29 protein-coding genes and 5 tRNA genes are annotated in these 26,150 nt (G+C 38.4%); 7 read left to right on the top strand and 27 right to left on the bottom strand.

The features are described from left to right. Positions 1-73: 73 nt before the first annotated feature. From sodA to POF52_RS01895, 7 genes are all read right to left on the bottom strand, one after another. A complete protein-coding gene (sodA, locus tag POF52_RS01925) occupies positions 74-682 on the bottom strand; it encodes a superoxide dismutase SodA (RefSeq protein ID WP_013059198.1) in 609 nt (202 codons plus the stop codon). 197 nt (positions 683-879) lie between these two features. Beyond that, positions 880-972: transfer RNA gene (locus tag POF52_RS01920), tRNA-Ser, on the bottom strand. An 11-nt stretch (positions 973-983) separates the two neighbouring features. After that, positions 984-1,060: transfer RNA gene (locus POF52_RS01915), tRNA-Ile, on the bottom strand. A 3-nt stretch (positions 1,061-1,063) separates the two neighbouring features. Beyond that, positions 1,064-1,138: transfer RNA gene (locus POF52_RS01910), tRNA-Asn, on the bottom strand. 40 nt (positions 1,139-1,178) lie between these two features. Beyond that, positions 1,179-1,252 (bottom strand) — tRNA-Met (locus POF52_RS01905). A gap of 1 nt (position 1,253) precedes the next feature. Beyond that, a tRNA-Asn gene (locus POF52_RS01900) sits at positions 1,254-1,328 on the bottom strand. Positions 1,329-1,390: 62 nt separating this feature from the next. After that, positions 1,391-1,876 carry a DUF456 domain-containing protein gene (locus POF52_RS01895; RefSeq protein WP_013085034.1) on the bottom strand — a complete coding sequence of 162 codons (486 nt, stop codon included), beginning with the start codon at positions 1,874-1,876 and terminating at the stop codon, positions 1,391-1,393. Positions 1,877-2,223: 347 nt separating this feature from the next. Between POF52_RS01895 and POF52_RS01890 the strand changes: the two genes are divergently transcribed. Then, positions 2,224-3,015 (top strand): DUF1189 domain-containing protein, encoded by a 792-nt coding sequence (locus POF52_RS01890; protein ID WP_074893565.1) that lies wholly within the window; start codon positions 2,224-2,226, stop codon positions 3,013-3,015. 147 nt (positions 3,016-3,162) lie between these two features. Here the strand turns inward: POF52_RS01890 and POF52_RS01885 are convergent, their stop codons facing one another. Further along, the gene (locus tag POF52_RS01885; protein ID WP_271989414.1) at positions 3,163-4,374 is read right to left on the bottom strand and encodes an MFS transporter; all 1,212 of its coding nucleotides are present in this window, start codon (positions 4,372-4,374) and stop codon (positions 3,163-3,165) included. 76 nt (positions 4,375-4,450) lie between these two features. On the opposite strand from POF52_RS01885, the gene POF52_RS01880 reads away from it, so the two are divergent. Both POF52_RS01880 and ispG read left to right on the top strand, forming a co-directional pair. Then, on the top strand, positions 4,451-4,783 hold the full coding sequence (locus POF52_RS01880) for a hypothetical protein (protein WP_013059203.1): 333 nt from the start codon (positions 4,451-4,453) through the stop codon (positions 4,781-4,783). 151 nt (positions 4,784-4,934) lie between these two features. Further along, positions 4,935-6,038, top strand: a complete 1,104-nt coding sequence (ispG, locus tag POF52_RS01875) for a flavodoxin-dependent (E)-4-hydroxy-3-methylbut-2-enyl-diphosphate synthase (protein WP_201763664.1) — start codon at positions 4,935-4,937, stop codon at positions 6,036-6,038. A 36-nt stretch (positions 6,039-6,074) separates the two neighbouring features. Here the strand turns inward: ispG and POF52_RS01870 are convergent, their stop codons facing one another. Next, positions 6,075-6,440 (bottom strand): hypothetical protein, encoded by a 366-nt coding sequence (locus POF52_RS01870; RefSeq protein WP_013059205.1) that lies wholly within the window; start codon positions 6,438-6,440, stop codon positions 6,075-6,077. Between the two features lie 259 nt (positions 6,441-6,699). On the opposite strand from POF52_RS01870, the gene POF52_RS01865 reads away from it, so the two are divergent. Next, entirely contained in the window at positions 6,700-7,275 is a 576-nt protein-coding gene (locus POF52_RS01865) for a 5' nucleotidase, NT5C type (RefSeq protein WP_013085038.1), read from the top strand. A gap of 30 nt (positions 7,276-7,305) precedes the next feature. On the opposite strand, the gene POF52_RS01860 is transcribed toward POF52_RS01865, so the two are convergent. From POF52_RS01860 to POF52_RS01850, 3 genes are read right to left on the bottom strand one after another with little or no spacing between them, the layout of a single operon-like run. Next, positions 7,306-7,719, bottom strand: a complete 414-nt coding sequence (locus tag POF52_RS01860) for a Fur family transcriptional regulator (protein ID WP_013059207.1) — start codon at positions 7,717-7,719, stop codon at positions 7,306-7,308. Continuing rightward, entirely contained in the window at positions 7,716-8,558 is an 843-nt protein-coding gene (locus tag POF52_RS01855; protein WP_013059208.1) for a metal ABC transporter permease, read from the bottom strand. Before POF52_RS01855 ends, POF52_RS01860 begins: the two co-directional genes overlap by 4 nt. After that, positions 8,555-9,334: a metal ABC transporter ATP-binding protein gene (locus POF52_RS01850; RefSeq protein ID WP_013059209.1), complete on the bottom strand. Its 780-nt coding sequence runs from the start codon at positions 9,332-9,334 to the stop codon at positions 8,555-8,557. The genes POF52_RS01855 and POF52_RS01850 overlap by 4 nt, the downstream gene beginning before the upstream one ends. 273 nt (positions 9,335-9,607) lie before the next feature. Here POF52_RS01850 and POF52_RS01845 point away from each other — a divergent pair, with 273 nt between their 5' ends. Continuing rightward, complete coding sequence (locus POF52_RS01845; RefSeq protein WP_013059210.1) at positions 9,608-9,859, top strand: DUF2624 domain-containing protein; 252 nt, start codon at positions 9,608-9,610, stop codon at positions 9,857-9,859. Positions 9,860-9,908: 49 nt separating this feature from the next. On the opposite strand, the gene POF52_RS01840 is transcribed toward POF52_RS01845, so the two are convergent. Both POF52_RS01840 and POF52_RS01835 read right to left on the bottom strand, forming a co-directional pair. After that, positions 9,909-10,796, bottom strand: coding sequence for a deoxyribonuclease IV (locus POF52_RS01840; RefSeq protein ID WP_271989407.1), 888 nt, complete (start codon positions 10,794-10,796; stop codon positions 9,909-9,911). A gap of 28 nt (positions 10,797-10,824) precedes the next feature. Beyond that, positions 10,825-12,144 (bottom strand): DEAD/DEAH box helicase, encoded by a 1,320-nt coding sequence (locus POF52_RS01835; protein ID WP_013059212.1) that lies wholly within the window; start codon positions 12,142-12,144, stop codon positions 10,825-10,827. A 185-nt stretch (positions 12,145-12,329) separates the two neighbouring features. Here POF52_RS01835 and POF52_RS01830 point away from each other — a divergent pair, with 185 nt between their 5' ends. Further along, positions 12,330-13,034 (top strand): YqfQ family protein, encoded by a 705-nt coding sequence (locus tag POF52_RS01830; protein WP_013059213.1) that lies wholly within the window; start codon positions 12,330-12,332, stop codon positions 13,032-13,034. Between the two features lie 128 nt (positions 13,035-13,162). Beyond that, positions 13,163-14,113: a 4-hydroxy-3-methylbut-2-enyl diphosphate reductase gene (locus tag POF52_RS01825; RefSeq protein ID WP_016765582.1), complete on the top strand. Its 951-nt coding sequence runs from the start codon at positions 13,163-13,165 to the stop codon at positions 14,111-14,113. A 47-nt stretch (positions 14,114-14,160) separates the two neighbouring features. On the opposite strand, the gene POF52_RS01820 is transcribed toward POF52_RS01825, so the two are convergent. The 13 genes from POF52_RS01820 to POF52_RS01760 all read right to left on the bottom strand — a co-directional run bounded on the left by POF52_RS01820 (position 14,161) and on the right by POF52_RS01760 (position 26,117). Next, complete coding sequence (locus POF52_RS01820; RefSeq protein ID WP_271989403.1) at positions 14,161-15,282, bottom strand: Nif3-like dinuclear metal center hexameric protein; 1,122 nt, start codon at positions 15,280-15,282, stop codon at positions 14,161-14,163. Then, entirely contained in the window at positions 15,279-15,983 is a 705-nt protein-coding gene (locus POF52_RS01815) for a tRNA (adenine(22)-N(1))-methyltransferase (protein WP_271989401.1), read from the bottom strand. Before POF52_RS01815 ends, POF52_RS01820 begins: the two co-directional genes overlap by 4 nt. A gap of 168 nt (positions 15,984-16,151) precedes the next feature. Further along, positions 16,152-16,511, bottom strand: coding sequence for a cytochrome c550 (gene cccA / locus POF52_RS01810; RefSeq protein WP_013085044.1), 360 nt, complete (start codon positions 16,509-16,511; stop codon positions 16,152-16,154). 131 nt (positions 16,512-16,642) lie between these two features. Further along, positions 16,643-17,782, bottom strand: coding sequence for an acyl-CoA dehydrogenase family protein (locus POF52_RS01805; RefSeq protein ID WP_271989399.1), 1,140 nt, complete (start codon positions 17,780-17,782; stop codon positions 16,643-16,645). A gap of 382 nt (positions 17,783-18,164) precedes the next feature. Then, on the bottom strand, positions 18,165-19,298 hold the full coding sequence (gene rpoD / locus POF52_RS01800; protein WP_013059219.1) for an RNA polymerase sigma factor RpoD: 1,134 nt from the start codon (positions 19,296-19,298) through the stop codon (positions 18,165-18,167). A 65-nt stretch (positions 19,299-19,363) separates the two neighbouring features. Beyond that, positions 19,364-21,172 carry a DNA primase gene (dnaG, locus tag POF52_RS01795; RefSeq protein WP_013085046.1) on the bottom strand — a complete coding sequence of 603 codons (1,809 nt, stop codon included), beginning with the start codon at positions 21,170-21,172 and terminating at the stop codon, positions 19,364-19,366. A gap of 41 nt (positions 21,173-21,213) precedes the next feature. Next, positions 21,214-21,684 carry a YaiI/YqxD family protein gene (locus POF52_RS01790; protein WP_026106699.1) on the bottom strand — a complete coding sequence of 157 codons (471 nt, stop codon included), beginning with the start codon at positions 21,682-21,684 and terminating at the stop codon, positions 21,214-21,216. A gap of 311 nt (positions 21,685-21,995) precedes the next feature. Continuing rightward, the gene (locus tag POF52_RS01785) at positions 21,996-22,799 is read right to left on the bottom strand and encodes a pyruvate, water dikinase regulatory protein (RefSeq protein WP_013059222.1); all 804 of its coding nucleotides are present in this window, start codon (positions 22,797-22,799) and stop codon (positions 21,996-21,998) included. Between the two features lie 33 nt (positions 22,800-22,832). Beyond that, positions 22,833-23,471 (bottom strand): helix-turn-helix transcriptional regulator, encoded by a 639-nt coding sequence (locus POF52_RS01780; protein WP_025750542.1) that lies wholly within the window; start codon positions 23,469-23,471, stop codon positions 22,833-22,835. Positions 23,472-23,729: 258 nt separating this feature from the next. Further along, positions 23,730-24,494 (bottom strand): DNA repair protein RecO, encoded by a 765-nt coding sequence (gene recO / locus POF52_RS01775; RefSeq protein WP_271989395.1) that lies wholly within the window; start codon positions 24,492-24,494, stop codon positions 23,730-23,732. Between the two features lie 27 nt (positions 24,495-24,521). Further along, positions 24,522-24,665, bottom strand: a complete 144-nt coding sequence (locus POF52_RS01770) for a YqzL family protein (RefSeq protein WP_014458193.1) — start codon at positions 24,663-24,665, stop codon at positions 24,522-24,524. Between the two features lie 155 nt (positions 24,666-24,820). Next, positions 24,821-25,726 (bottom strand): GTPase Era, encoded by a 906-nt coding sequence (gene era / locus POF52_RS01765; RefSeq protein WP_016765588.1) that lies wholly within the window; start codon positions 25,724-25,726, stop codon positions 24,821-24,823. After that, entirely contained in the window at positions 25,719-26,117 is a 399-nt protein-coding gene (locus tag POF52_RS01760) for a cytidine deaminase (protein ID WP_013059226.1), read from the bottom strand. The genes era and POF52_RS01760 overlap by 8 nt, the downstream gene beginning before the upstream one ends. Positions 26,118-26,150 lie beyond the last annotated feature (33 nt).

The following is a 26,150-nucleotide window of genomic DNA, read 5'->3' as shown; positions in this document are numbered from 1 at the left end:
GTAAAAGAATTGGAAAACAAAAAAGCCAGTAAAGGTAATAATTACTTTACTGGCTCTTAAATACGTCTTTAGCTTATTTTGCAGCGTCGTAACGCTTAGCAACTTCGTCCCATTTTACAACATTAAAGAATGCTGAAATGTAATCTGGACGGCGGTTTTGGTAATTTAAGTAGTAAGCGTGCTCCCAAACGTCTAGACCAAGAATTGGCGTTTTACCTTCCATTAATGGGCTATCTTGGTTTGGTGTGCTTGTTACTTCTAATTCGCCGTTGTTTACAACTAACCAAGCCCAGCCAGAACCGAAGCGAGTTTTAGCTGCATTTGCAAATTCTTCTTTGAATTGATCAAAGCTGCCGAATTTGCTAGCGATAGCGTCTGCTAATTCACCAGTTGGAGCACCGCCGCCGTTAGGGCAAAGGATTGTCCAAAATAATGAGTGGTTCGCATGACCGCCACCGTTATTGCGTACTGCTGTACGGATATCTTCAGGAACAGCATCTAAGTTTGAAATTAACTCTTCAATACTTTTGCTTTCTAAATCCGCTTTGCCTTCAACAGCAGCGTTTAAATTTGTAACATATGTGTTGTGATGTTTTGTGTGGTGAATATTCATTGTTTCTTTGTCGATATGTGGTTCCAGTGCATCGTATGCATAAGGTAGTTCTGGTAATTTGTAAGCCATGAATAATTCCTCCTTCAAAATATGTAAGCATTTTGGCGCGAAAGCACCATATACGTTTAGATTAGCAAATTTACCCTACTGTTTCAAATAAAAAGTTCCTAATCCATGATTTATATTTACCTAATTCCCATTCACTATTCTTTTAAACATAAAAAAAGCTTCTTTTTCTCAAAAGAAGCTTTGAATAGACAATAGTATGGCGGAGGAAGAGGGATTCGAACCCCCGCGGGCTTTAACACCCCTGTCGGTTTTCAAGACCGATCCCTTCAGCCGGACTTGGGTATTCCTCCAACCTTATAAATGGTGGACCCTGCAGGACTCGAACCTGCGACCGGACGGTTATGAGCCGTCTGCTCTAACCAGCTGAGCTAAGGGTCCACATGGCTCCACAGGTAGGACTCGAACCTACGACCGATCGGTTAACAGCCGATAGCTCTACCACTGAGCTACTGTGGAACAATATGAATTATGTAAGTCACAAACGTAAATTGGAAAATAGCGGCGGAGGGGATCGAACCCCCGACCTCACGGGTATGAACCGTACGCTCTAGCCAGCTGAGCTACACCGCCATGGCTCCACAGGTAGGACTCGAACCTACGACCGATCGGTTAACAGCCGATAGCTCTACCACTGAGCTACTGTGGAACAATATAACATTTACTAGCGACATTAAAAATTTAACATGTTTCTAGCCTAAAGTCAATATATTATTTTAAAACTGCGTATAAAAAATAGGCAATCATCAGCAGTTGAATAAATCCTTTTGAAATAGCGCCACTAAAAAAGCCAATAACCGAACCTACTCCAATTTTTACTGCGTTGCTAATTGTGGTCCGATGAACAATCAGTTCTCCTACAATCGCTCCGATAAACGGCCCTAAAATAATTCCAAATCCCGGAATGACAAACGGACCTACAAGCAGCCCAACTGTACTTCCCCAAACACCTGCTTTAGTGCCTCCGAATTTTTTCACACCAATAATATTAGCTATATAGTCTGCTAAAAAAAGTGCGACAACTAACAATCCTTGTACCACCCAAAATAACCAGCTATAGGAGCTAAAATTATAAAATAAACCGTATATAACAAATCCTAGAGCTACAAATAGCACGCTCGGTATGATGGGATAAACCAACCCAACAAACGATACAACAAAGCTAACGATAATTAACGCCCAACATAAAATAGCCATGCCCGCACCTATCCTTTTTATTATTACTATTTATCATACAATAACCACTCCTATAAAGAAAGACCTTGCACGACGAGTACTTCCTTTATTTTACTTTCGAATACCTCTTCAAATAAAGATTTTCGAGTGTACCTCTGCAATATTAACAGCACGGTCCTCAAGGTGCCCGTAATATCCAAAAAAACAATGACGGCAAAACCTGTACATATACGCATAAAATGTGCTTGTAACAAAACGCTCCACCGCATCATTGTAATTGGTAACGGTTTCTAAAATCTATTGTAAACCTTAAATTTTCGCTATAAAATAAGGTATAATCAGAATCTTCAATAAGAGGAGGCTTTACAATGAGCATGCTGAAAAAGATGGCATGGAGTTTTATTTCCTTCAAAAAAATAAGGTCGCTTCGCTTTGAGCATACGAATAAAACAATTGGCTTTGTGCTGTTTTTAACATTTATTTCTTTGCTGCCTACATTTTTCTTTATGACTTTGACGATTGTAAACGGCTATCATATCGCTACTACAGATCTTCCGAAATCTGTTTCTTCTTTTTCTATTTCAAACTCACAGCTTACGTCAAGTCAACCTTTCACAAAAAAAGTAAACGGTACCGCTTTTATCTTAAACCCCTCACAGTCTATTGAACGATTTCATTCCCCTGCTCATGCCATTGGTTTTTTAAAGGATGGAATTTACATCACGACTAATTCACAAACACAAACGTATTCATATGAGTTGCTAAACTGGCATCATAAAGATAAAAATGAACTGTTAAACTTGCTGCACGAACAAAAATTTTCTTTATACATACTTGTCCCTATCGCTATGCTTTTACTGTACGTATTAACATCTGGACTAAACTTCCTTTCTATTACCTGCCTTGCTTATCTTGGAAAGCTGATTGGACTCATTGCTAAAAAGCAGCTTCCCTTCAAGCAGCTATGGGCACTGAGCGCTTATAGTACGGTAGCCTTCACGCTGCTTTATACGCTTTTTGAAGCTTTTTCTTTGTCTCTAGCACTACATAGCTCTCTTTACTGGATAGGAACATTCTTCATTTACTTGTTGCTCGTCACAAGGGTTCCTATAAGAAGAAAGGTAAAACCTAATAAAGATGCTGGGACAAACGTATTTTAGTTGAAGGAGAATCCAAACGAGGAATCTAGATTCTTGATAGAGAATCCACCTCTTTTGGATTTTTTTATTGATATGGTGAACGCAGGTTTCATGTATGCGGCTGCTTCTAGCTGGTGATTGGGGTGATTTAGTTAAGTCTCAGCCTCTTTATTTCGGTACAACTTTTTTTCTTCCCATTGCACAAGGAAGAATTTTCAACTGATACAAAACCCACAAACCTCCTGCTGTGAGCAGAATAAAGCTATAAACAAACATCAGCCTTTCAGCATGCATCCACACTTCAAAAACAACAGGTCCCAACGCTACTCCTAAAAATCTCACCGTTCCATAAATAGATACAATAAACCCTCTTTCTTCGTCTGAAGCCGCTGAAGTAATCATCATATTAATACACGGAAGAACAAATCCTAAGCCGCCAAAGGCGACTGTCAAACAAAACATCAGAACAGGAAGCGTATAAATAATCGTTAATACTCCAAACATCAGGAATAAAAGAGTTATCCCTACTATCATTAATTTTTTCATGAGCTCTACATCTGTTTTGATGCGTTGACCGGTCCAATAAGAAACGAGCGTCATCGCACCAAGAGGAAATAAAAAAGCGGTTCCTTTAAAAAAACCGTCTATATGATACGTTTCCTCTATTAGAAAAGATAAATAATATAAAATGCCAAATAATAAAAACAACCCCAATCCCCCGACAAAGAATAAAGGAAAAAGCGATTTTCTTTTATCATAGACAATCCCAATGGCTCTCTTTAAATATTCTTGAACAGATACTGAACCCGAACCTGTTTTCCCTTCTCTCACATACAGCACTATACCTACTAAAGCAGCACCTGCAGCTAAAGGATAGACAAAAAACGCGGCATACCATACGACGAGTGCTGCCGATGCTCCAATTATCGGTGCAACCACTTTTCCAACTCCGTTATACACTTCTAAAACCCCGAGGACTTTTGCTCTTTTTTCCCCTGTAAATACATCTCCAGTTAATGCCATTGCCAACGTTGTAGTACCTGCAGCTCCAATCCCTTGAATGACTCTGCCTTCCATCAACACAGCAAAGCTCCCAGAAGAGAATGAAGCACTACTAGCAGCGATGACACTACCTATTATCATCATAACGAGTGAATATATGATTAACTTTTTACGCCCATACCGGTCTGATAAAATCCCTACGGCAGGGATACACAATGCAGCTGGAATCGAAAATGCACTCAGTATCAAACTGGTTTGAACTCCGCTTAAGTGAAGTGACTTTTGAATGCTTGGCAGCAGAGGAATGAGCATGGAATTTCCCAGTACCATGATTAAAGGCAATAAGCCTAATGAAACAATCATTAATTTTTCCTTCAATTTTCGTTCTCCAATCATATTTAAGTAAGACAAGCATAGGCTTTACACATAAGCAAAAGAATGAAGGAGGAGCATAATGAAAAAGCTATGTGCATTAGCCGCTTTCGCTTTTATCGGATATATTTGTCACTACGACATTAAATACGGGACCATTCCCACTGCTACTGAAGCAGTTCAAGTCAGCAAAGCGCAGCCTGCAGAAACAAAAGCCGCCAGCTCTTCTTCCACCTATACAAAAATAAAAATTAAGCCAGGCGATACAGTTTTGTCCGTCATTGAGGAGCTTACAAAAAAATCGATACCGGTTTCTATGAACCAAATGATTACAGACTTCAAAAAGTTAAATAACGGTACAGCGCCTGAGGATATTCAAATTGGAAAAACGTATAAGTTCCCTATTTACAAGTAATGACAGCATTCTTCTTGTCAAGATGGGATAGTCATTGTTAAAATAGCTAAGGTAGCACTTTCTACTAGTTATTTTGTTCATAAAGAGTTATTCTATTAATGAATTCAAATTCTTGATTTCATTTTGAAGGAGAGATTATCACGTGAGTGAAATTATACATCGTACAAAAACACGCCCGGTTAAAGTTGGAGATTTAACAATCGGAGGCAGCAACGAGTTAGTTATTCAAAGTATGACAACCACTAAGACACATGATGTTGAAGCAACGGTTGCAGAAATTAAACGTTTAGAAGAAGCAGGATGCCAAGTTGTTCGTGTTGCTTGTCCAGACGAGCGCGCAGCAGATGCAATCCCTGAAATTAAAAAACGCATTAACATTCCATTAGTTGTGGATATTCATTTTGACTACCGCTTAGCATTAAAAGCAATTGAAGGCGGAGCGGATAAAATCCGTATCAACCCTGGTAATATCGGTCGCCGTGAAAAAGTGGAAGCTGTTGTAAATGCTGCAAAAGCTAAAAATATTCCAATTCGTATTGGAGTTAACGCTGGTTCACTTGAAAAACGTATTTTAGATAAATACGGCTATCCGACAGCAGATGGCATGGTAGAAAGTGCACTTCATCACATTAAAATTTTAGAAGATCTTGATTTCCATGACATCATCGTTTCAATGAAAGCATCGGATGTTAACTTGGCAATTGAAGCTTATGAAAAAGCTGCTCAAGCATTTGACTACCCTCTTCACTTAGGAATTACAGAATCAGGTACATTATTTGCAGGAACTGTAAAAAGTGCAGCAGGTCTTGGCGCTATTTTATCTAAAGGAATCGGAAATACATTACGTATTTCTTTAAGTGCGGATCCTGTAGAAGAAGTAAAAGTTGCGCGCGAATTGCTAAAATCATTCGGTTTAGCTTCCAATGCCGCAACGCTTATTTCTTGCCCAACTTGCGGACGTATTGAAATTGATTTAATTAGCATTGCTAATGAAGTTGAAGAGTATATTTCAACTGTAAAAGCACCGATTAAAGTAGCGGTACTTGGCTGCGCTGTAAACGGTCCTGGTGAAGCTCGTGAAGCTGATATCGGGATTGCGGGAGCACGCGGTGAAGGTCTACTATTCCGCAAAGGCGAAATCGTACGCAAAGTTCCTGAAGAAACAATGGTTGAGGAACTAAAAAAAGAAATTGATAAAATTGCTGCTGAATATCACGCAAAGCAAGAAGCTGAAAAAGCTGCAGCTAAATCATAACTAAAAAAGCGAGGCGCATATGCGCCTCGCTTTTTTTTATGAAAAGAACGGTAATATAAACGTACCGACAATAATCGATACAACTCCGATCCCTATTGCCCATGCTCCTAGCGTAAGTGCTCCTTTTCTGCGTGCGATAAACCCTAGAATAATCCCAGCGGCACCAAGAATAATTGGTAAAAAGAATAGTGAAAGAATCGAAAGCACGAGTGCGAAACGACCGTATCCCGTTCCTTCTCCTCGCCCAGCGACTTCATGATTGCGATTGCGATCAATATCTATAACTTCACGCTCTGCATGAGGCTCCCCTACTCGGTAAGGAACGCCCACTTCAGCTGCAGTTTCTTCCATGAAATCAGCTTCATATACATCTTTTCTACGCCTTTGTTCTTCATTCTCCATGCTTAATCCCTCGCTTTCGTAAATAAGGAGCATTTATAGTATCTGAATGCGAGAAAAAATTATAAGTGTCAATCTTATACAACTGCTCATTCTCTTATAAGAAATAGGTATAGACGCAATCACCAGGCCGTGCAGTGATCATTACGTTTTGTCAAAGGCATATAAAAAGTATTACTGTTTCTCTTTGGGCTTTATGTTACACTAGACAAGAATAATCAAGCACCTAGGTAGAATAAACGTATTAAAGGAGTGCACGTAGTTGACGAAAAAGTTTGGAATTGACATTGATGGAACTGTTACTTCTCCTGAAACTTTTGTTCCTCATTTAAATAAAGCCTTTAACTTAAATTTAACACTTGAAGACATTACAGAATATGATTTCAGCCCTTTTGTAAATGTATCACCTGCAGAACTCGGGAAATGGTTTAAAGCAAATGAACGCTCTATTTACGAAACCTCTCCACTTGCAGACGATGCAAAAGCTGTTTTGCAAAAATGGCATCAAAAGCACGAATTATTCTTTATTAGTGCAAGGCACGATAAGCTATTGGACGTCACGGAAGAATGGTTTCAAAAAAATGAACTATCGTTTCATCACATTGAGTTAGTCGGTTCTCATTTTAAAGTTGAAACAGCAAAACGATATGATGTTGATATCTTTTTTGAAGACAAACATGATAATGCTTGTGAAATCAGTGAAGAATGCAATATCCCCGTTATCTTATTTGATACTCCTTATAATCGCTTACCTGTTCCAAAAGGAGTGGTTCGCGTATACAATTGGCTAGAAGCAGATCAGTGGGTAGCCAGCTGGTTAAAAGAACAGCAAAAATAAAAAAGAGAGGTGCATAACGCCCTCTCTTTTTTATTGATTACATTCTATACATTGACCGTAAATTTCAAATTTATGGCCTGTAATATTGTACCCTCGCAAATCCTCGTCTACATACTCCATCGGACAAGCTTCAATTTCTTTTGTTTTTCCACAATCTAAACAAATGAAGTGGTGATGATGATGGGCGGTCGCACATTTAAATCGAAAGTGCTTTTCGCTCGAAAGCTCCGTCATTTCAAGTACACCTAACTCCACAAACAATGATAAATTACGGTAAATTGTATCAAAACTCAGACCAGGATAATCGGGCTTCATGTACTCTAATACATCTTTTGCCGTTAAGTACTTATTTGATTTTGAAAACAAGGCAAGCATTTCTTCACGCTTTCCTGTATGTTTATATCCTTGATCTTTTAATAAATGAATGGCTTCAGTTAAATTCATTTTTGTTTCCCCTTCCGTCCTTTATTAATCATAATAGATATGATTAAAATAACAACAGCAATGACAACAATTGTACCGCCTGGTGCTAAATCCAAGTAGTACGCTGAAAATAATCCGCCTAAAACAGATATTTCACCAAAAATCACCGAAAGCAGAATCGTTTGTTTAAAGCCTCTAGCTAAGCGAATGCTTGCTGCTACAGGAAGAGTCATAAGAGATGACACTAATAAGATACCGACGATACGCATCGATACAGCAATGACAAGAGCAACCATCACAATAAATAAAAAGTGCATCCACTTCGATTTAATCCCAGAAGCAGAAGCGTGCTCCTCGTCAAAAGATAAAATAAACAATTCTTTATATAAGAAAAAGACAATAGCTATAACAAATACGGCTATGACAACAACTGTCCAAAGATCCGAACGACTCACCGCACTTACGCTTCCAAACAAATAGTTCATTAAATCATTATTAAAACCGTCCGCTAGCGAGATACAAATTGCACTAATACCAATTCCGCCCGACAAAATAATCGGAATGGCCAGCTCTTGGTAATGCTTGTAGACGCTTCGAAGTTTTTCAATAAAAAGAGCGCCTGTAACGGAAGATACCATCCCTAAATAGACGGGGTTCACTCCTTGCATAAACCCTATTTTCTGACTAAGAAGCAAGCTCGCAGAAATCCCCGCTAGCGTCACGTGACTTAACGCGTCTGCAATTAAAGAAAGACGTCTTACTACGATGAACGTGCCCAATAAAGGAGCTAAGACGCCAATAATCATACCGGTTAAAAATGCATTTCGTAAAAACTCAAATTGAAATAAACTGCTTATCATACGTGCTGCCCTCCATGATGATGATCATGGGTTAACACATGAACATTATGACCATAAAACATAGATACGTCATGTTCACAAAGCTGTTCGAATTCTTTGGCATTCCCATGAAAGTGTAGAAATTTATTTAAACAAGCAACGTGGGTTACTTTTTCTGAGACAGTGCCAATATCGTGAGTAACAAGCACAAGTGTAATTCCTTTTTCTTTATTCAACTTTTCAAGAAGCTCATAAAAAGTGTACACATTTTGTGCATCCACTCCGACTGTTGGCTCATCTAAAATTAACAGCTCGGGTTCGCTTACAAGCGCGCGCGCAATAAAAATTCGCTGCTGCTGGCCACCGGATAATTCTCCTATGTTTCGATTTAAAAATTCGCTCATCCCCACTGCTTCTACCGCTTCTTTCACTTTTTGTTTATGAGAAGCATTCATAAAGCGAAACAAACCTAATTTTGAAGTAAGACCCGTGGAAACCACTTCAAAAACGGTAGCAGGAAAGCCGCTGTTGAAACTATTCGCTTTTTGCGATACATATCCAATTTTACTTCGTTCTTTAAACCTTCTCTGATCTTTTCCAAATAAACGAATTGCACCTTGAGATGGCTTTTGCAACCCGAGCAAACATTTGATTAGCGTTGATTTCCCAGAGCCATTTGGCCCAACGAGACCCAAAAAAGCTCCTTTTGGAATTGAAAAACTTATATCTTCTAATACATTCACTCCATCATATTGAAATGATAAATGATCAATTTCAATGATATCAGGTGTATTCATATGCGCCTCACCATTCTTTTTTTATATTTCTCCATACAAAAGAGGGCACGGTTTCTATCGTATACTCCGTTACCCATTTACTTTCTCAGAATCATTACGATTTAGTCATTAATGTAGTATACAGGATTGTCTTTTATTTGTAAACTAAGCCGTTTCACTCCTTCGCTTTCTTGCCTCCGTAAGTTCATCCGGCTCGAAATGTTGTTTTATTACACAATATAGTCACATCTTTCTTTTTTATTCATAAACTGTATATGACGAGGAGGTAATCATATGAAAATTGTACAGCAGATTGTCAATAAGAAAGTAAACAACATTACCCCGAAAGAGCTTTTAAAGTATAGCAAACAATACAACATCCCTATTACAGATCAGCAGGCACACACACTTGTATCCGTCATTAGACAGCAGCCCGTAAATATTTATAACCTTGAAGAGCGCCGAAATTTAATCAAACAAATTGCTCAAGTAACAGATCGTGAAACTGCCAGACGAGTGAACGAATTATTTCAGCAGTTGATGTAAAAGAAGAGGTCATGTCTATAGACATGACCTCTTTCAATCACATATGAAATTACATAAGCTTTTGTTTTAGCTCTAAATCAAAGCTTTGTGCACGAATCATATCAATTTCCAACTGATATGGCGCCTTTTTATTTTTCTTATCTTCTCCTACATAAGGAGTTTCTAGAATTTTAGGAACTTCTTTAAACGCTGGGTGATGAACAATATAATTCAGTGCACCAAATCCGATTTCACCAAACCCAATGTTTTCATGGCGGTCTTTTCGAGCACCGAGTACATTTTTACTATCATTGATGTGAAGCACTTTAATTCGCTGTATTCCTACGGTTTTGTCAAATTCATTTAATACACCGTCAAAGTCTTGAACGATATCATAACCAGCATCATGAACGTGACATGTGTCAAAACAAACAGAGAGCTTTTCATTGTGCGTCACCCCATCAATAATTTGGGCAATTTCTTCAAAGCTTCTTCCACACTCTGTTCCTTTTCCAGCCATTGTCTCAAGCGCAATTTGAACTTCTTGATCAGCTGTCAACACTTCGTTTAGACCTTTGATAATTTGCTGAATACCGGCATCTGCTCCAGCGCCGACATGAGCTCCTGGGTGAAGAACAATTTGCTTTGCGCCAAGAGCATGGGTGCGGTGAATTTCAGACGTTAAGAAATCTACTCCAAGCTCAAATGTTTCGGGCTTTGTTGTATTTCCTAGATTAATGATATAGGGAGCATGTACAACAATATCTGTCATTCCATGCTCTTTCATATGCAAAAGACCAGCTTCAATATTAAGCTCTTCAATCTTTTTGCGACGAGTATTTTGTGGAGCGCCTGTATAGATCATAAACGTATTTGCTCCGTAAGAAGCTGCCTCTTCACTTGCTCCTAAAAGCATCTTTTTGCCGCTCATCGATACGTGAGAACCAATTTTCAACATTCCTTTTTACACCTCTAACCTATTGCGATTAACGATTGTTGCGTCTTTCACTACGCTTTTTCTTTTGCACATACTTTGTAATTTCACGAGCACGTTTTTTCTTGTAGCCAGGCTTTACTTTCTTCGGCTTTTGAATAAAGCGATGTGCCTCTTCTCCCACTTCATCCGCTTTCTTCACACGCTTTTTACGGCGGTTACGGTCATCGATGGAAACCCATTCTTGCTTTTGAAGATCTTTGTTTACAAACTCGATTCCCATTTTCTCTAGCTTATTTACTGCATCTTCATCTTCCACATCGAAGATTGTAGCAGCAATTCCAGAATGACCGGCACGAGCTGTACGTCCTACGCGGTGAATGTAGAAATCTAGATCTGAAGGAAGCTCAAAGTTAATGACGTGTGAAATTCCTTCAATATCAATACCGCGAGCTGCTAAATCTGTCGCTACTACGTATTGAAATTCTAAATTATTAATTTGCTTCATCATTTTCTTACGGTCACGAGGAGATAAGTCTCCGTGAATTCTTCCTACTTTTAATCCTTTAGACAGTAGGTCATCTGCTACTTCGTCCGCCATTTTCTTTGTATTTGTAAAGACGATAGCTAAATAAGGATTATAAGAAATAAGCATATCATGCAGCAGCTTAAACTTGTTACGATGACGCAGTGGAACTAATACATGCTCTAATTTAGCTGCTGCTGCTTGCTTCGGCGAAACATGCGTAAATTTTGGATTTTCCATGTATTTTTTTAAGAATGGCTTTAATTTTTCAGGAATAGTTGCTGAAAAAACAAGCATCTGTAATTTTTCAGGCATATTGCTTGCCAAACGGTCCACATCTTCTAAAAATCCCATATCAAGCATTAAATCAGCTTCGTCTACTACTAACGCCTTTGTTGTATACACAACTAACGCTTTTTCATTTACTAAATCAAACAAACGAGCCGGTGTTCCTACAACAACTTGAGGCTGCTTCTTTAATTTATCGATTGTACGCTGCTTATCTGTACCGCCGATAAAACATTTTGCTGAAATTTCTTCTCCTTCAGCACTGTGTTTTGTTAGCTTTAATACTTCTTGATAAATTTGAGAAGCAAGCTCACGAGTTGGAGCGGTGATTACAACTTGTACTTCTTCTTTTTTAGGGTCTACCTTTTCAAGTAAAGGTAATAAATAAGCGTGTGTTTTGCCGGTCCCTGTTTGCGACTGACCAATTACACTTTCCCCTTTTAAAACGGAAGGAATTAAGCGCTCCTGAATCTCTGTAGGTTGATAAAAACCTAATTGTTTAATTGCTTCTATTAAAAATGGTTGAAACTCAAAACGTTCAAAGTTTGTTTTTTCCATAATAGTCTCCTTTTTTACATTCACGTTCATCTTTTAAGGCACAATATATGATTATAATCGATTTTTCCTTCTGTGACTACTTCTCATTCATATTACTAAAACTTATTACCTGTTTCAAAAACATTTTATCGCGAGTTGCATACGATAGTAAAAGAAAATCTACTTTACTAAAGGAGGTGCGTCCTTTGCTACAGCGAAGACCACCATTTCCACCCGGTATGCAAAGAAGAATGATGCCAGGAATGCCACCACAAAACGGCTTCGGGCAACAACCTGGTAACTTTGGCCAATTTAATCCATTACAGCAGTTTCGTAACTTTGCCCAGCAAACAAATGCTCAACAATCATTTTACCCGAATCAGCAAGGCCTGAACCGTGGAGGAGGTAACTTCTTAACTCGCCTATTCCGAAGAGGCGGAAATAGAAACATACCATTTCAACAAGCGGCTGCAGCTGCTCCTCGAGGTTCTTTGTTTTCTGGACTTTCAGGAGCCCAAGGTGCTGCAGGAGCGACTAACTCTTCTTCCCTGCTTGGAGGTTTGCAAGGATTAACGAACCCTGCTAACTTGAGCTCCATGATGGGAAATGTTCAGCGAGTACTAAAAGCAGCGGAAACGATGGGACCTATGATTCAACAATACGGACCTCTTGTCAAAAATGCTCCTTCTCTGTGGAAAATCTATCAGGCCTTGCGCTCAAGTGATGACACAGATGAAGTACTCGAAGCAGAAGGAACAGAGGTTTCTGAAACTGATGAAAGTAAAGACAGTAAGGTTTTATCAGCAGGCGCAGAAAGCACGGATTCATCCGATGATGAGCTGGATTTCTTTGAAGAAGAAATTGAACATTCATCCAGAGATCGGGTGTCTAAACCAAAACTTTATATTTGATAAATCTGCTGATTCCTTAAGGAAATACAGTGAGCAAAAAAAGAATATCTTTGTATTCTTCCTTCCTCTTTTATATAATAGAAGCGAGTTGAATTGCTCGTCAGGATTATGATGAGGAGGAAATTGAAATGAAAGTTATTAAAATTGCACCGCGCGGCTATTGTTATGGTGTAGTAGACGCAATGGTCATTGCACGAAACGCCGCTTTAGATAAATCATTGCCTCGACCAATCTATATCTTAGGAATGATTGTTCATAATAAACACGTTACAGATGCGTTTGAAGAGGACGGCATTATCACACTGGACGGTGCTAATCGCCTGGAAATCTTAGACCAAATAAATGAAGGAACCGTTATTTTTACTGCGCACGGAGTATCTCCAGAAGTAAAAGAACGAGCAAAAGAAAAAGGCTTAACAACAATCGATGCTACATGTCCGGATGTTACAAAAACCCATGACCTTATTCGCCAAAAAGAAAAAGAAGGTTATGACGTTATTTATATCGGAAAACGAAATCATCCTGAGCCAGAAGGTGCACTTGGCATCGCGCCAGATATCGTTCATTTAATTGAAAAAGCAGAAGACGTAGCCCATTTAAATATTCAACGTGAGAAAATCATTGTAACAAATCAGACAACAATGAGTCAGTGGGACGTTGCAGAAGTAATGGAAAAGGTAAAAGAAAAATATCCGCATGCTGAAGTTCACAAGGAAATTTGTTTAGCTACACAAGTTCGCCAAGAAGCTGTAGCCGAGCAAGCAGGTGAAGCAGATGTTACAATTGTTGTAGGAGATCCTAAAAGTAACAATTCAAACCGTTTAGCTCAAGTATCAATGGAGATTGCCGGCACTGAGGCATATCGTATCGGTGACATCTCAGAGCTGCAGGTTGAATGGTTGATGAATGCGAAAACGGTAGCTGTTACGGCAGGCGCATCTACCCCTACTCCAATTACAAAAGAGGTCATCAATTTTCTAGATCAGTTCGATCCAGAAGATGAAACAACGTGGACACGTGAAAAAAGCGTGCCTCTTTCAAAGATTTTACCAAAAGTTCGAACAAAAAAATCGTCTTAATAGACACAAAAGAAGGTGTTGACATTTGTCAACACCTTCTTTCTTTGTTACATATACGTAAATGGGTTTGTGTCTACTTTTGAATCAAATACTTCACACTCAAAGTTTTTCGCATCAAAAAGACTGTTTAATACACGCGTTACACCTTGTCTCATGACTTTTTCAACATAATGACCAGGATCTACAACGTTTAATCCCATTGCCATTGCATCATGCGCCACGTGGAAATACAAATCCCCTGTTACATAGGCATCTGCTCCGCTAAATTTTGCGTTTGTAATATATTTGTTTCCATCTCCGCCAAGAACAGCTACTTTTTTCACCGTGGCATCCATAGACCCTACTACTCTAACACCATCCACGTCCAATGCTTGTTTAACATGAGCGGCAAACTGTTTTAGCGTCATCTCTTCTTTTAACTTACCAATTCGTCCAAGTCCAAGCGTCTCGCTCGTTTGTTCCACTGGATAAATGTCATAGGCTACTTCTTCGTAAGGATGAGCACTGAGCATGGCACGAATAATTTTATTTTGCTGACCCGCTTCAAAGATAGTTTCAACTTTTGTTTCATTTACACGTTCTAACTCTCCTTTCAAGCCAATGTATGGATTGGCTTCTGAAGAAGGTTTAAACGTGCCTTCCCCTTCAGTTGAAAACGTACAGTCGCTGTAAAGACCCACATGTCCAGCTCCCGCATCACAAATAGCTGTGCGCACTGCTTCAGCATGATTTGAAGGAACAAATACAGCAAGCTTTTTCAGCTGAATAGACGTTGTTGGAACCAGCACTTTTGTCTCTTGTAGCCCCAATGCTTCGGCCAACAAGTCATTTACTCCGCCTTTAGCTATATCTAAGTTTGTATGAGCAGCATATACAGCAATATCATGTTTGATGCATTTCTCTAAAATAAGCCCTTCAGGACGATCTGTAACCACTTGTTTTAGAGGTCTAAAAATAGGAGGATGATGAGCAATAATCAAATCCACTTGTTTTTCAATCGCTTCGTCTACGACCGTTTCAAGAACATCTAACGTTACCATTACTTTTTTTACAGGCTTGTTTAACGTTCCAATCTGTAAACCAATTTTATCTCCTTCAACCGCTAAATGCTTGGGAGAAAATGATTCAAATGCTTCAATTACTTGAAATCCGTTAGGGATTTTACTCATTTTAACGCCTCCTCAATTAATGAGATGTCTTGGGTAAGTTTTTGAAGTTTTGCTTTACTTTCCTCGGACTGAGCCTGCTCCATTTGGCTGACAATTTGTTTAAGATGATTTAGTTCATGCGTCCACTTTGTCATAAAAGCAGAAGAGCGCTTTTCTTTTAAAATAGGGCCCATTAACACACCGGCTTCCACTTCACCGTTATAAGGAGCTAAGGCGTTTCCAGGTTCAGCGACGATGATTTCATACATACGACCGTCTTCTTCGATGATTTTTTCATCAATGATTTCCCAGTTGTGTTCAATCAGCCAGCTGCGAATATGATGTGAACCAATATTCGGCTGAAGTACAAGCCTTTTTACTCCTTCTAACTTTGCTTTTCCTTCTTCTAAAATCATCGTAATAAGCGTTCCGCCCATTCCGCAGATTGTAATACAGTCTACTTCATTCGGTGATATTACTTCTAGGCCGTTTCCTTTTCGAACGTCAATAACGTCCGTTAAGCTTGTTTTTTTCACCTGCTGAATAGCAGATTGAAGAGGCCCTTCTGTAATTTCTCCTGCTACGGCACCGCTAATATATCCATTTAAATAAGCAAAACACGGCAAGTATGCATGATCTGAGCCAATGTCTGCTATCTTTGCTCCCAAAGGAATCGACTTTACTACTTCTTCAAGTCTTATTGATAAGTTTAATTCATTCATTTTGTCACCTATTCTCTATGTGATTACTGTTCATTATTTTAACATAGATAGCTGCATGATTCCTATTTCTCTTCATGTTTTCCTTCTAGCTGAATGCGTATAAAAAATCACAAAAAAAAAGCCTGCTTTATAAATGAGCGGCTTTCCAGAAAATCATGTTTCTGAACTCTATTTAATTTCTGATACCCATTTAGCCATTTCCTTCGCTTTTTCCGGAGGAACCAGCCCGGCCGGCATGTTTCCTTTACCGTTTACAACAATATCTGCAATTTCGTCTTGAGAAACTTTTTTCCCAATTCCTTTTAAGGAAGGACCTACTCCACCTTGATACTGATCACCGTGACAACCGATACAAGTTTTTTGATAAATTTCTTCTGGTTTAGCTGAAGCCTGCTGTTCCGCGCCACCGCCTTCTTTTTCAGCCGCGATTTCTTTTGCATTATTCAATCCGTTGAACGAAAGCGTTAACATTAAAGCAATCCCAATTACCGCAATTAATAAAAATGGTATTAGCGGATTTCGCTTCACTCACTATACCCCCTTTATGTATTCCCATCCCTAGAAATAACAAAATAGTATAAGCACTTTTATTTTACTTGAAAATGCTCATAAGTGAAAGGGTTTTATTTACATAATTAACTAATTTCTTATTGCGTATCTTAACAGCCAATTTGCCTTGCAATAACCGAGCGCTGAATTTCTGAAGTTCCTTCTCCAATTTCTAAAAGCTTGGCATCTCGTAAATACCGCTCCACGTGATACTCTTTCATGTAGCCATATCCTCCATGAATCTGAACAGCTTGACTGGCTACTTCCATACAAATTTCAGAAGCATACAGTTTACACATAGCAGCTTCTTTCGTAAATGGCTTTCCTTGGTCTTTTAACCACGCTGCTTTATAAACCATATTTCTTGCTAACTCAATTTTCATCGCCATATCAGCTAATTTAAACTGAATCGCTTGAAACGATGAAATAGCTTTTCCAAATTGCTTTCTTTCCTGCGCATATGACAGTGCTTTTTCATAAGCCGCTTGAGCGATTCCCACGGCCATTGCGCCAATTCCAATTCTTCCCCCGTCAAGCGTCATTAGAAATTGTTTAAAGCCTTCTCCTCTTACACCGAGTAAATTCTCTTCAGGCACTCCAACATCCTCTAAAACGAGTTCAGTTGTATTTGAAGCATGTAGACCCATTTTCTCGTAATTGTCTATTACAGTAAAACCTCGAGCTTCTGTAGGCACGATAATAGCTGAAATTTCTTTTTTACCTTCTGTACGATTTGTAACAGCTGTTAAAGCTAAAAACTTTGCGTAGCTGGCATTCGTAATATAGCATTTACTTCCATTAATCCTAAATGTTCCATCCTTCAACACTGCTTCTGTCTCTGTTCCCCCCGCGTCACTTCCTGCGTTCGGTTCGGTTAAACCAAACGCTCCAAAAGATTCCCCAGAACATAAAGCAGGTAGGTACTGTTCTTTTTGCTCCTTTGTTCCGAATAAATAAATAGGTGCGCCTCCGAGCGAAACATGAGCTGAGTATGTAATTCCTGTAGAGCCACAAGCTTTACTTAATTCCTCTACGACGATAGCAAAACTAACCGTATCTGCTCCTCCGCCCCCATACTCTTCAGGAAAAGGAAGACCCATTACCCCAAGCTCACCTAACTTTTTAAAAACATCAAGCGGAAATTGCTTACTTCGATCGCGCTCTAATGCATTCGGTGCTACTTCCGCCTCTGAAAACTCTCTCAGCGTCCGTTGAATCATCTTTTGTTCATTGGTTAATTCAAAATTCATTTTTATTCCCCCTAAAAAAGTGTATACGCTTACATTATTTAATTATAATTCATTTTTGTAAATTTTCTCAACTTTTAAAACGTTTTAATTTTTTCATGTTATAATAGAGAAGTATCAATCAAAGCAAGAATAAAATGATAGCGATTCCATTTTTCGGATATTTAAAAGGAATTTGAACAGCTTATGCTCTGTAACAAAAGAATATAAAGGAGCATTTGCAAAACGAAGGACAATTCAGTAAAATATATGAAAGAAGAAAAGTTGGTAAAAAAATCAATATACTTCTTCAAAATGCGTTTTTATGAAATTTATTCCACAAAAAATAGATAGCCCCTTTCCTCTAGGAAAGAAGCTATCTCATAAGCGTTATTTACGCTTTTATCTATTCTAAGAAATCTTTTAAACGTTTGCTTCGGCTAGGGTGACGAAGCTTACGAAGCGCTTTAGCTTCAATTTGACGAATACGCTCACGCGTTACGCCAAATACTTTTCCTACTTCTTCAAGCGTACGCGTACGTCCATCGTCCAGACCAAAGCGGAGTCTAAGAACATTTTCTTCGCGATCTGTTAACGTATCAAGGACGTCTTCTAACTGCTCTTTTAATAATTCATATGCAGCATGTTCAGAAGGTGATGTTGCATCCTGGTCTTCAATGAAGTCACCTAAATGCGAATCATCTTCCTCACCAATTGGTGTTTCAAGGGAAACCGGTTCTTGAGCAATTTTTAAGATTTCACGAACTTTTTCTGGTGTTAAGTCCATATCTTCTGCAATTTCTTCAGGAGATGGTTCGCGACCTAAATCTTGTAGAAGCTGACGTTGAACACGAATTAGCTTGTTAATCGTTTCAACCATATGAACGGGAATACGAATCGTTCTTGCTTGGTCAGCAATTGCACGAGTAATAGCTTGACGAATCCACCATGTCGCATACGTACTGAATTTATAACCTTTGCGATAATCAAATTTTTCTACCGCTTTAATAAGACCCATGTTTCCTTCTTGAATTAAATCAAGAAACAGCATACCGCGCCCGACATAGCGTTTAGCGATACTTACAACAAGACGTAAGTTTGCTTCAGCAAGACGACGTTTCGCTTCTTCATCGCCTTCTTCAATACGTTTTGCTAAATTGATTTCTTCCTCTGCCGACAATAGGTCAACGCGTCCGATTTCTTTTAAGTACATACGAACTGGATCATTAATTTTTACACCAGGAGGTACACTTAAATCATTTAAATCAAACTCTTCTTCTTTTGACAGTTCTTGAATATCGGGATCGGCATCGTCATCATTTGCTTCAGATTCACTCATTACTTCAACACCTTGTTCTCCAAGGTATTCATAATATTCATCCATTTGATCGGATTCAATTTCGAAGTTTGCCATACGCTCTGCAATTTCTTCGTATGTGAGCACACCACGTTTTTTTCCGATTTCGGTCAATTGATCTTTTACTTGTTCAATTGTTAAATCTGAATCAAGTTGTTTTGATTGAGCTGATTTTTCAGCCATCAGATCCCCTCCTTCCAAAATTTTAAGGAAAACCTTCTAAAAGTGGGACTAATACGCAATATCGTTTATTTTAACGTTTTTTTTAACTGTAAAATTTCCATTGCTATTGTCGCAGCTTTTAAATAATCTTTTTGACGCTCTGCTTCTTGCTTTTCTGCTTCTTTTTTTTCTATCGCTAACCTTTGTGGGTAAATCAATATCGTTTGGACATAATCATTCAAAGCTTGCTCCGACAATTCATCATTGATTGACATCATCGCCAATTCTGAAGCTAGACTAGACAACGAAGACTCGGGCAACCGTTCGATAAATCCGCTCGGATTAGGCTCGTGTCCTTCCTCGTAATAAGCATACAAATATAGAACAAGCGCACGATGTTCCTCAACATTGAACTGACCTTGAAGTCGGTCTTGAATTCTAAATGCTACATCCTTATCTTTCAACATATGAGCGATCAAAAAACGTTCTGCATTTTGATAAGCCGGTAATAAGCTTCTCTTTACGACTGGTTGTCTATTTATATTATTTCGATTTGGAGAATCATTATCCTTTTTCTTTTTTTCAGTTCGATACACTTGATACTGCTGTTCTTTAAGCGCATCTAATGAAATGGAAAACTCTTGTGCCAATTGGCGTAAATAATGATCTCGCTCTACAGCTTTCGTAAGGAGGCTTATTTCTTTCAAAACGTCTTCAATGTATTGCATACGTTCAGATTCATTTTGTAGATTTCGTTTTCGGCGGAGATACCTCATTTGAAATGCCATAAAGGTCAAGCTGCTATTAATAACATCATTTTGAAACTTCTCTGCCCCGTATTCTTTAATATAATCATCCGGGTCATAACCATCCGGCATCACAGCAATCTTAACGGTACAACCTACATTTGTTAAGATAGCAGTTGCTTTGTGCGCTGCTTCAATTCCCGCAGAATCTGCATCATAGCAAATGATAACGGACTCTACATTTCGGCGAATAATCTTGGCTTGTTCTTCTGTTAAGGCAGTTCCCATTGTTGCGATTGCGTTCGGGCACCCCGCTTTAACAGCCGAAATAACATCTGCAAATCCTTCAAATAAAATAACCTGCTGATTTTTGCGTATGTGTTTTTTAGCGCGGTGAAAGTTGTAGAGTGTGCGACTTTTGTTAAAAATAGAAGTTTCGGGACTATTTAAATATTTAGGCTGCCCTTTTATCTCTTTTAGCAGGCGCCCTGAAAATGCAATTGTTTTGCCTTGCAAGTCAGCAATAGGAAACATAATTCGATCACGAAAACGATCAAAGTACGTTTCATCTTGGTTGCGTTTAATGATTAAACCTGCATGTTCCATCTCTTGCGGATTAAACCCACGTTTTGTTAAGAACTTACTTACAAATTCCCACGAATCTAAAGCAAAACCTATCTCAAATTCATCGATAATTTCTCGTGAAAACCCTCGATTTATTAAATAATCATAAGCATCTTGGCCTTCTTTTGTATTTACCAATAAGTGATGGTAAAATTTCTTTAAAAGCTCGTGTGCTTCAATCATTTTATTGCTAGGCTTTTGATTATCTTCTTCATGAGGATGTATCTCATGTTCGAAAGGAATATCTCCTTTTTCAGCAAGCTGCTGAGCTGCTTCCGTGAAGGACAGTCCTTCTAATTCCATTATGAATGAAAATGAATTCCCTCCTGCACCACATCCAAAGCAATGATAAATTTGTTTATCAGGCGATACTGAAAAAGACGGTGTGCTTTCCCCATGAAACGGACAGAGTCCAAAATAATTGCGCCCTTGTTTTTTTAGTTGTACATAATCGCTTATGACGTCGACAATATCTACTGAATGCCGAATACGGTCGATTACTTCATCAGGAATTCGATTTGCCATAGTAACAGCTCCGTATTTCATATAATATTCTTCACTAAGTGCTAAATTCCTGCAAGTTTCGACAACATTTTTTCAAAAGCTTGAATGAAATGCTGGCGATCTTCTTCACTAAATGCCTTTGGACCTTTAGTATGACGGCCTGACCGTCGCTCTTTTGCAGAAACATAACGAAAGAAAAGCACCGTATTCATTTCGTCGTCATTATAGTACTTTCCACGAGGAGACAGTGCGTAAACCCCTCGACTTACTAACATGCTTGCTAAGCCAGTATCTTGAGTTACCACAATATCCTGCTTGACTGCGTGATTTAAAATATATAAATCTGCGGCTTCCTTTTCTGCATCCACATAGACCCATTTTCCTGGTGTAGGATTTGTTTGCATGTGAGCATAGGAAGCAACAAACACAAGATCGATGTCATATGTATGTGTAAGTTCAACGATTTCTGCTTTAACAGGGCATGCATCAGCATCGACAAAAACTTTACTTTTTCTTTTGCTATAACTCTGTATTCTACATCCCTCCAGAGATTCCTTCTAACAATTTGTTATTTCCTGTAGATGGCATTTGTCGAATACTTTTTTCGATTTTGACTTGACTTTTATATAAATAGTTTATTCGTTCTTAACAAAGTCTAAACCTAAAACTATTCTTTTTTATCACAATTTTTTATTATAATATAAACAACCTATATTTTCTATACCAAAGTCACTTGTTTTTAAAAGTTCTGTCATATTCATCTTTGGGATATTTTCTTAGGCTTACAGCATACAAACATAAGAAAGCAATCTCCTTTATGTCAGGCACAGAGGAGATCTATCGTTTATTTCTTTTTGATGGTATTAAGAATGATACCAGCTGTTTCTTCTACGGCTCTGTTGGATACGTCCACCACTTCACAGCCAATCTTATCTACAATCCCTTGGAAAAATTCAAGTTCTTCTTTAATACGGCCAATATTAGCATAAATTGCTTTATCGTTTAGCCCAAGAGACTTTAAACGCTCTTTACGAATATCGTTTAACTTTTCAGGACTAATAGTAAGTCCTATACATTTCTCAGGTGATACGTGAAACAGCTCTTCTGGTGGATCTACCTCAGGTACAATCGGAACATTGGCTACTTTCAAACGCTTGTGTGCTAAAAATTGAGAAAGAGGTGTTTTAGATGTTCTTGATACACCGATTAATACAATATCCGCTCTAAGAATGCCTCTCGGGTCACGCCCATCATCATATTTCACTGCAAATTCAATCGCTTCTACTTTCTTAAAATAATCTTCGTCTAATTTTCTAGCCATTCCAGGCTCATAGCGAGGAGAAAGTTGATAAGAAGATTGAATTTTATCAATTAAAGGTCCAATAATATCAAATACCTCTACCCCGTTCTTGGACGCCTCTTGAATTAAAAATTCTCTCATTTCGGGCTTTACTAGCGTAAAGCCAATAATAGCGTTGTTCATCTTCGCTACTGAAACCACTTCTGAAAGTGTTGCGATGTCCTCTACGTAAGGTACTCTTTTAATTACAAAGTCCGTCATATTGAATTGACTTGATGCAGCCTTTACAACTAGTTCAGCTGTCTCACCTACAGAATCCGAAATGACATAAAGACATGGGTTGTTCATATTTTTTGCATCCCCTTTTTAATCCTTTTTCACTTATAATACTTCATCATTTGCTAATGCTACTAGTAATTTTGTAATATTTGTTTTGGTAATGCGTCCCACCACTTCAAAATTGCCGTCTCCCTCTTTAATAACGGGCATAGCATCAATCTGTTTTTCAATTAAGATCTTAGCAATATCAATTAACAAATCTTCGCGATAGCAATATGTAATGTTGGGCATTCTCGTCATGATAATATGAACAGGAATAGATGTGAGCTCTTGCTTTCCGATACTCGCGCGCAATAAATCTTTACGCGACAGTACTCCCACTAGCTGGGATTTCTCATCCACTACAAAAAGGGTCCCCACGTCTTCTAGAAACATTGTACAAATAGCATCATATACCGACACATTTTCGTTCACAACCACCGGGATAGACTGATATTCTTGCACCTGTATTTTTTTTATTTTATCTGTAAGAAGCTGTGCTCCTGTTTTACCTGTGTAAAAGTAACCTACGCGCGGTCGCGCTTCTAAATAACCAGCCATTGTTAAAATAGCCAAGTCCGGTCTTAGTGTTGCCCGCGTAAGGCTAAGCTGATCTGCAATATGCTCGCCTGTAATAGGGCCTTCGTCTTTGACAATTTGCAAAATTTGTTCTTGTCGTTTGTTCAGTTCGATTGTACTCACCACCTAATCATTAAATGTGACATACTATTTATAAAACATTATATACTTTTTAAGCAAAAGTAAAAGCTATAACTGATTAATTTTAGCATTTTATCTTTTTAGAATGCCGTTTATTTTACCACGGCTTCTCAAAAAAAGCAGGCATTACGCTTACAATAAGCGAAGCTACCCCTTCGCTCCACAGTAAAAAGGGTGTCCCCTACACACTACGAGGCACCCTAGCGACAGCAATTCCTTGCATATCACTGATTATCTTTTCTATTTCTCATCAGACAGCGATTGTTTTAAAGACTCCATCTGATTCAAAAACCGCTTTGTTTTTAAAAACAATCCTGAATATTCTTCGTAATATTGATCAATTACGAACTTTAATTGTTTTTTTGTTTCGGGCTTAACAGAAATAGAACCTAACCGCTTTAAATCAATGTAATAAAATAGCCTTAATAGTTTAACCGTCATCGGACTAATTTTCAAATGATAAGGATCTTTTTCTAAGCATCGATGACAAATAAACCCGCCTTCTCGAATGGAAAAATGAAATGTTCCTTCACCTCGATGGCAGACTGCACATTCATTTAATGTAGGATGAAGACCTAGAACGTTTAACATTTTCATTTCATAAATAAATGTTAAGATCTCTGCATCATACTCTTCGTTCATATAATGAATGGTTTGGTGCAGCACTTCAAATAGAAATGGATTTGGTTTATTGTTCTCAGTAGCTTTATCCGTTAATTCAAGAATATAAGAAGCATACGCTGTTGTGAAGATATCTTCGCGTATGCTTCTCATAGATGAGATAACTTCTCCTTGATGGAGAGTGCCCATTCCTGAACCTGCTTGTATAAAAAAGTATCCATACGTAAATAATTGTGTGACGGAAGCCAAGCGACTACTGGGCTTTTTTGCCCCTCTTGCCATGAGACCCACTTTTCCGAGTTCACGTGAATAAATGGTGACAATTTTATTTGATTCACCGTAATCATTCGTTCGAATGACAATTCCTTCACACTTTTTAAACAATCATCATCACCGCCATCTTACAGAAGGCTAAGACAAGGGAGAATTGAGACTTTCGCTGTTGTCCTCATATGTTTCGGGTCTTTCTTTCACTTCATTTTCAAGTTCCTTAAAAATGAGATAAGTATCAATGCTACCTGTTTGTGAAAAAATGTTCCAAGTAAAATTCAACATAGAACTCCCACCTTTCTAACCATAAAGATCAGATACATATTTCAATTCCTTATGTTTAGAATAGCCTTCCGACGTAAAATCATGTAACACAATTTTTTACAAATTACCTTCTTTTATGAAGGGATATAAATCGACGCAAACAAGAACTCAAATGATTAATATTCGTCTTCTCTAAATCCAAAGTCACGGAGATGCGACGCTCGGTTTCGCCAATCTTTTTGAACTTTTACCCATAGTTCTAAAAATACTTTTGAACCTAAAAGGGCTTCAATGTCTGCTCTTGCTTTTCTTCCTACCTCTTTTAACATCTTTCCTTGCTTTCCAATTACGATGCCTTTTTGTGAATCTCTTTCGACGATAATTGTAGCGCCCACGTAAACAGCACCATTATCTCGTCTTTGCATAGAATCCATCACAACGGCAATAGAATGAGGTATTTCTTCCCTCGTTGCATGCAGTACTTTTTCACGAATTAATTCCGTAATAATAAAGCGCTCTGGGTGATCAGTTACTTGATCTGCCGGATAATATTGCGGACCTTCCGGCAATCGCTGCTTAATTTGATCAAGCAAACGCCCCACGTTATTTCCTTGTAAAGCTGAAATTGGCACAATTTCAGCAAAAGGATATAGGTCTTTATAATTCGTGATAATTGAAAACAATTCGTCTGGATGAATTTCATCAATTTTATTAATCACAAGGAAAACGGGCGTTTTTGTGTCCTTTAAACGCTCGATAATAAATTCATCGCCTCGACCTAAGCCTTCTGTTGCGTTAATCATAAATAAAATTAAATCTACTTCTTTAAGCGTATTTTGCGCTACCTTCATCATAAAGTCGCCTAATTTATGCTTTGGTTTATGAATTCCTGGTGTATCAATAAACACAATCTGCGCCTGATCTTCCGTGTACACACCCTGAATTTTATTTCTAGTTGTTTGCGGTTTGTCACTCATAATCGCAATCTTTTGACCAATTACTCGGTTCAAAAAAGTTGATTTCCCTACGTTTGGTCTTCCAATAATTGAAACAAAACCTGACTTAAATTCATTATTACTCATGTAAATCCTCCGATGAAAATGCTCCTGGAAGTAATTCTTCCACAGTTAATTCTTGTATGTCATTTTTTAAATTGGTTAATATAACTTTCATTTCTTTTGGACAAAGCTCAGAGATTACTTGTCTGCATGCTCCACACGGAGAAACAGGACGATCAGTATCAGCTACTACAGCAAGGGCTGCATACTCTTTATCTCCTTCTGAATAGGCTTTAAATAAAGCCGTACGCTCAGCACAATTGCACATGCTATAAGCTGCATTTTCAATATTGCAGCCGCGATAAACCTTTCCATCTTTCGTCAATAAAGCTGCACCAACTTTAAATTTCGAATACGGTACATAAGCCATTTCGCGAGCTTTTTTCGCCTCATCAATCAGTCCGGTCTTATCCATTTATCCGCTCTCCTTTTGCGCTTCTACATGTCT

The sequence above is a fragment of the Priestia sp. AB genome, assembly GCF_028369225.1.
Classification (GTDB): domain Bacteria; phylum Bacillota; class Bacilli; order Bacillales; family Bacillaceae_H; genus Priestia; species Priestia megaterium.
This window is presented reverse-complemented; position numbering and strand designations above follow the sequence as displayed.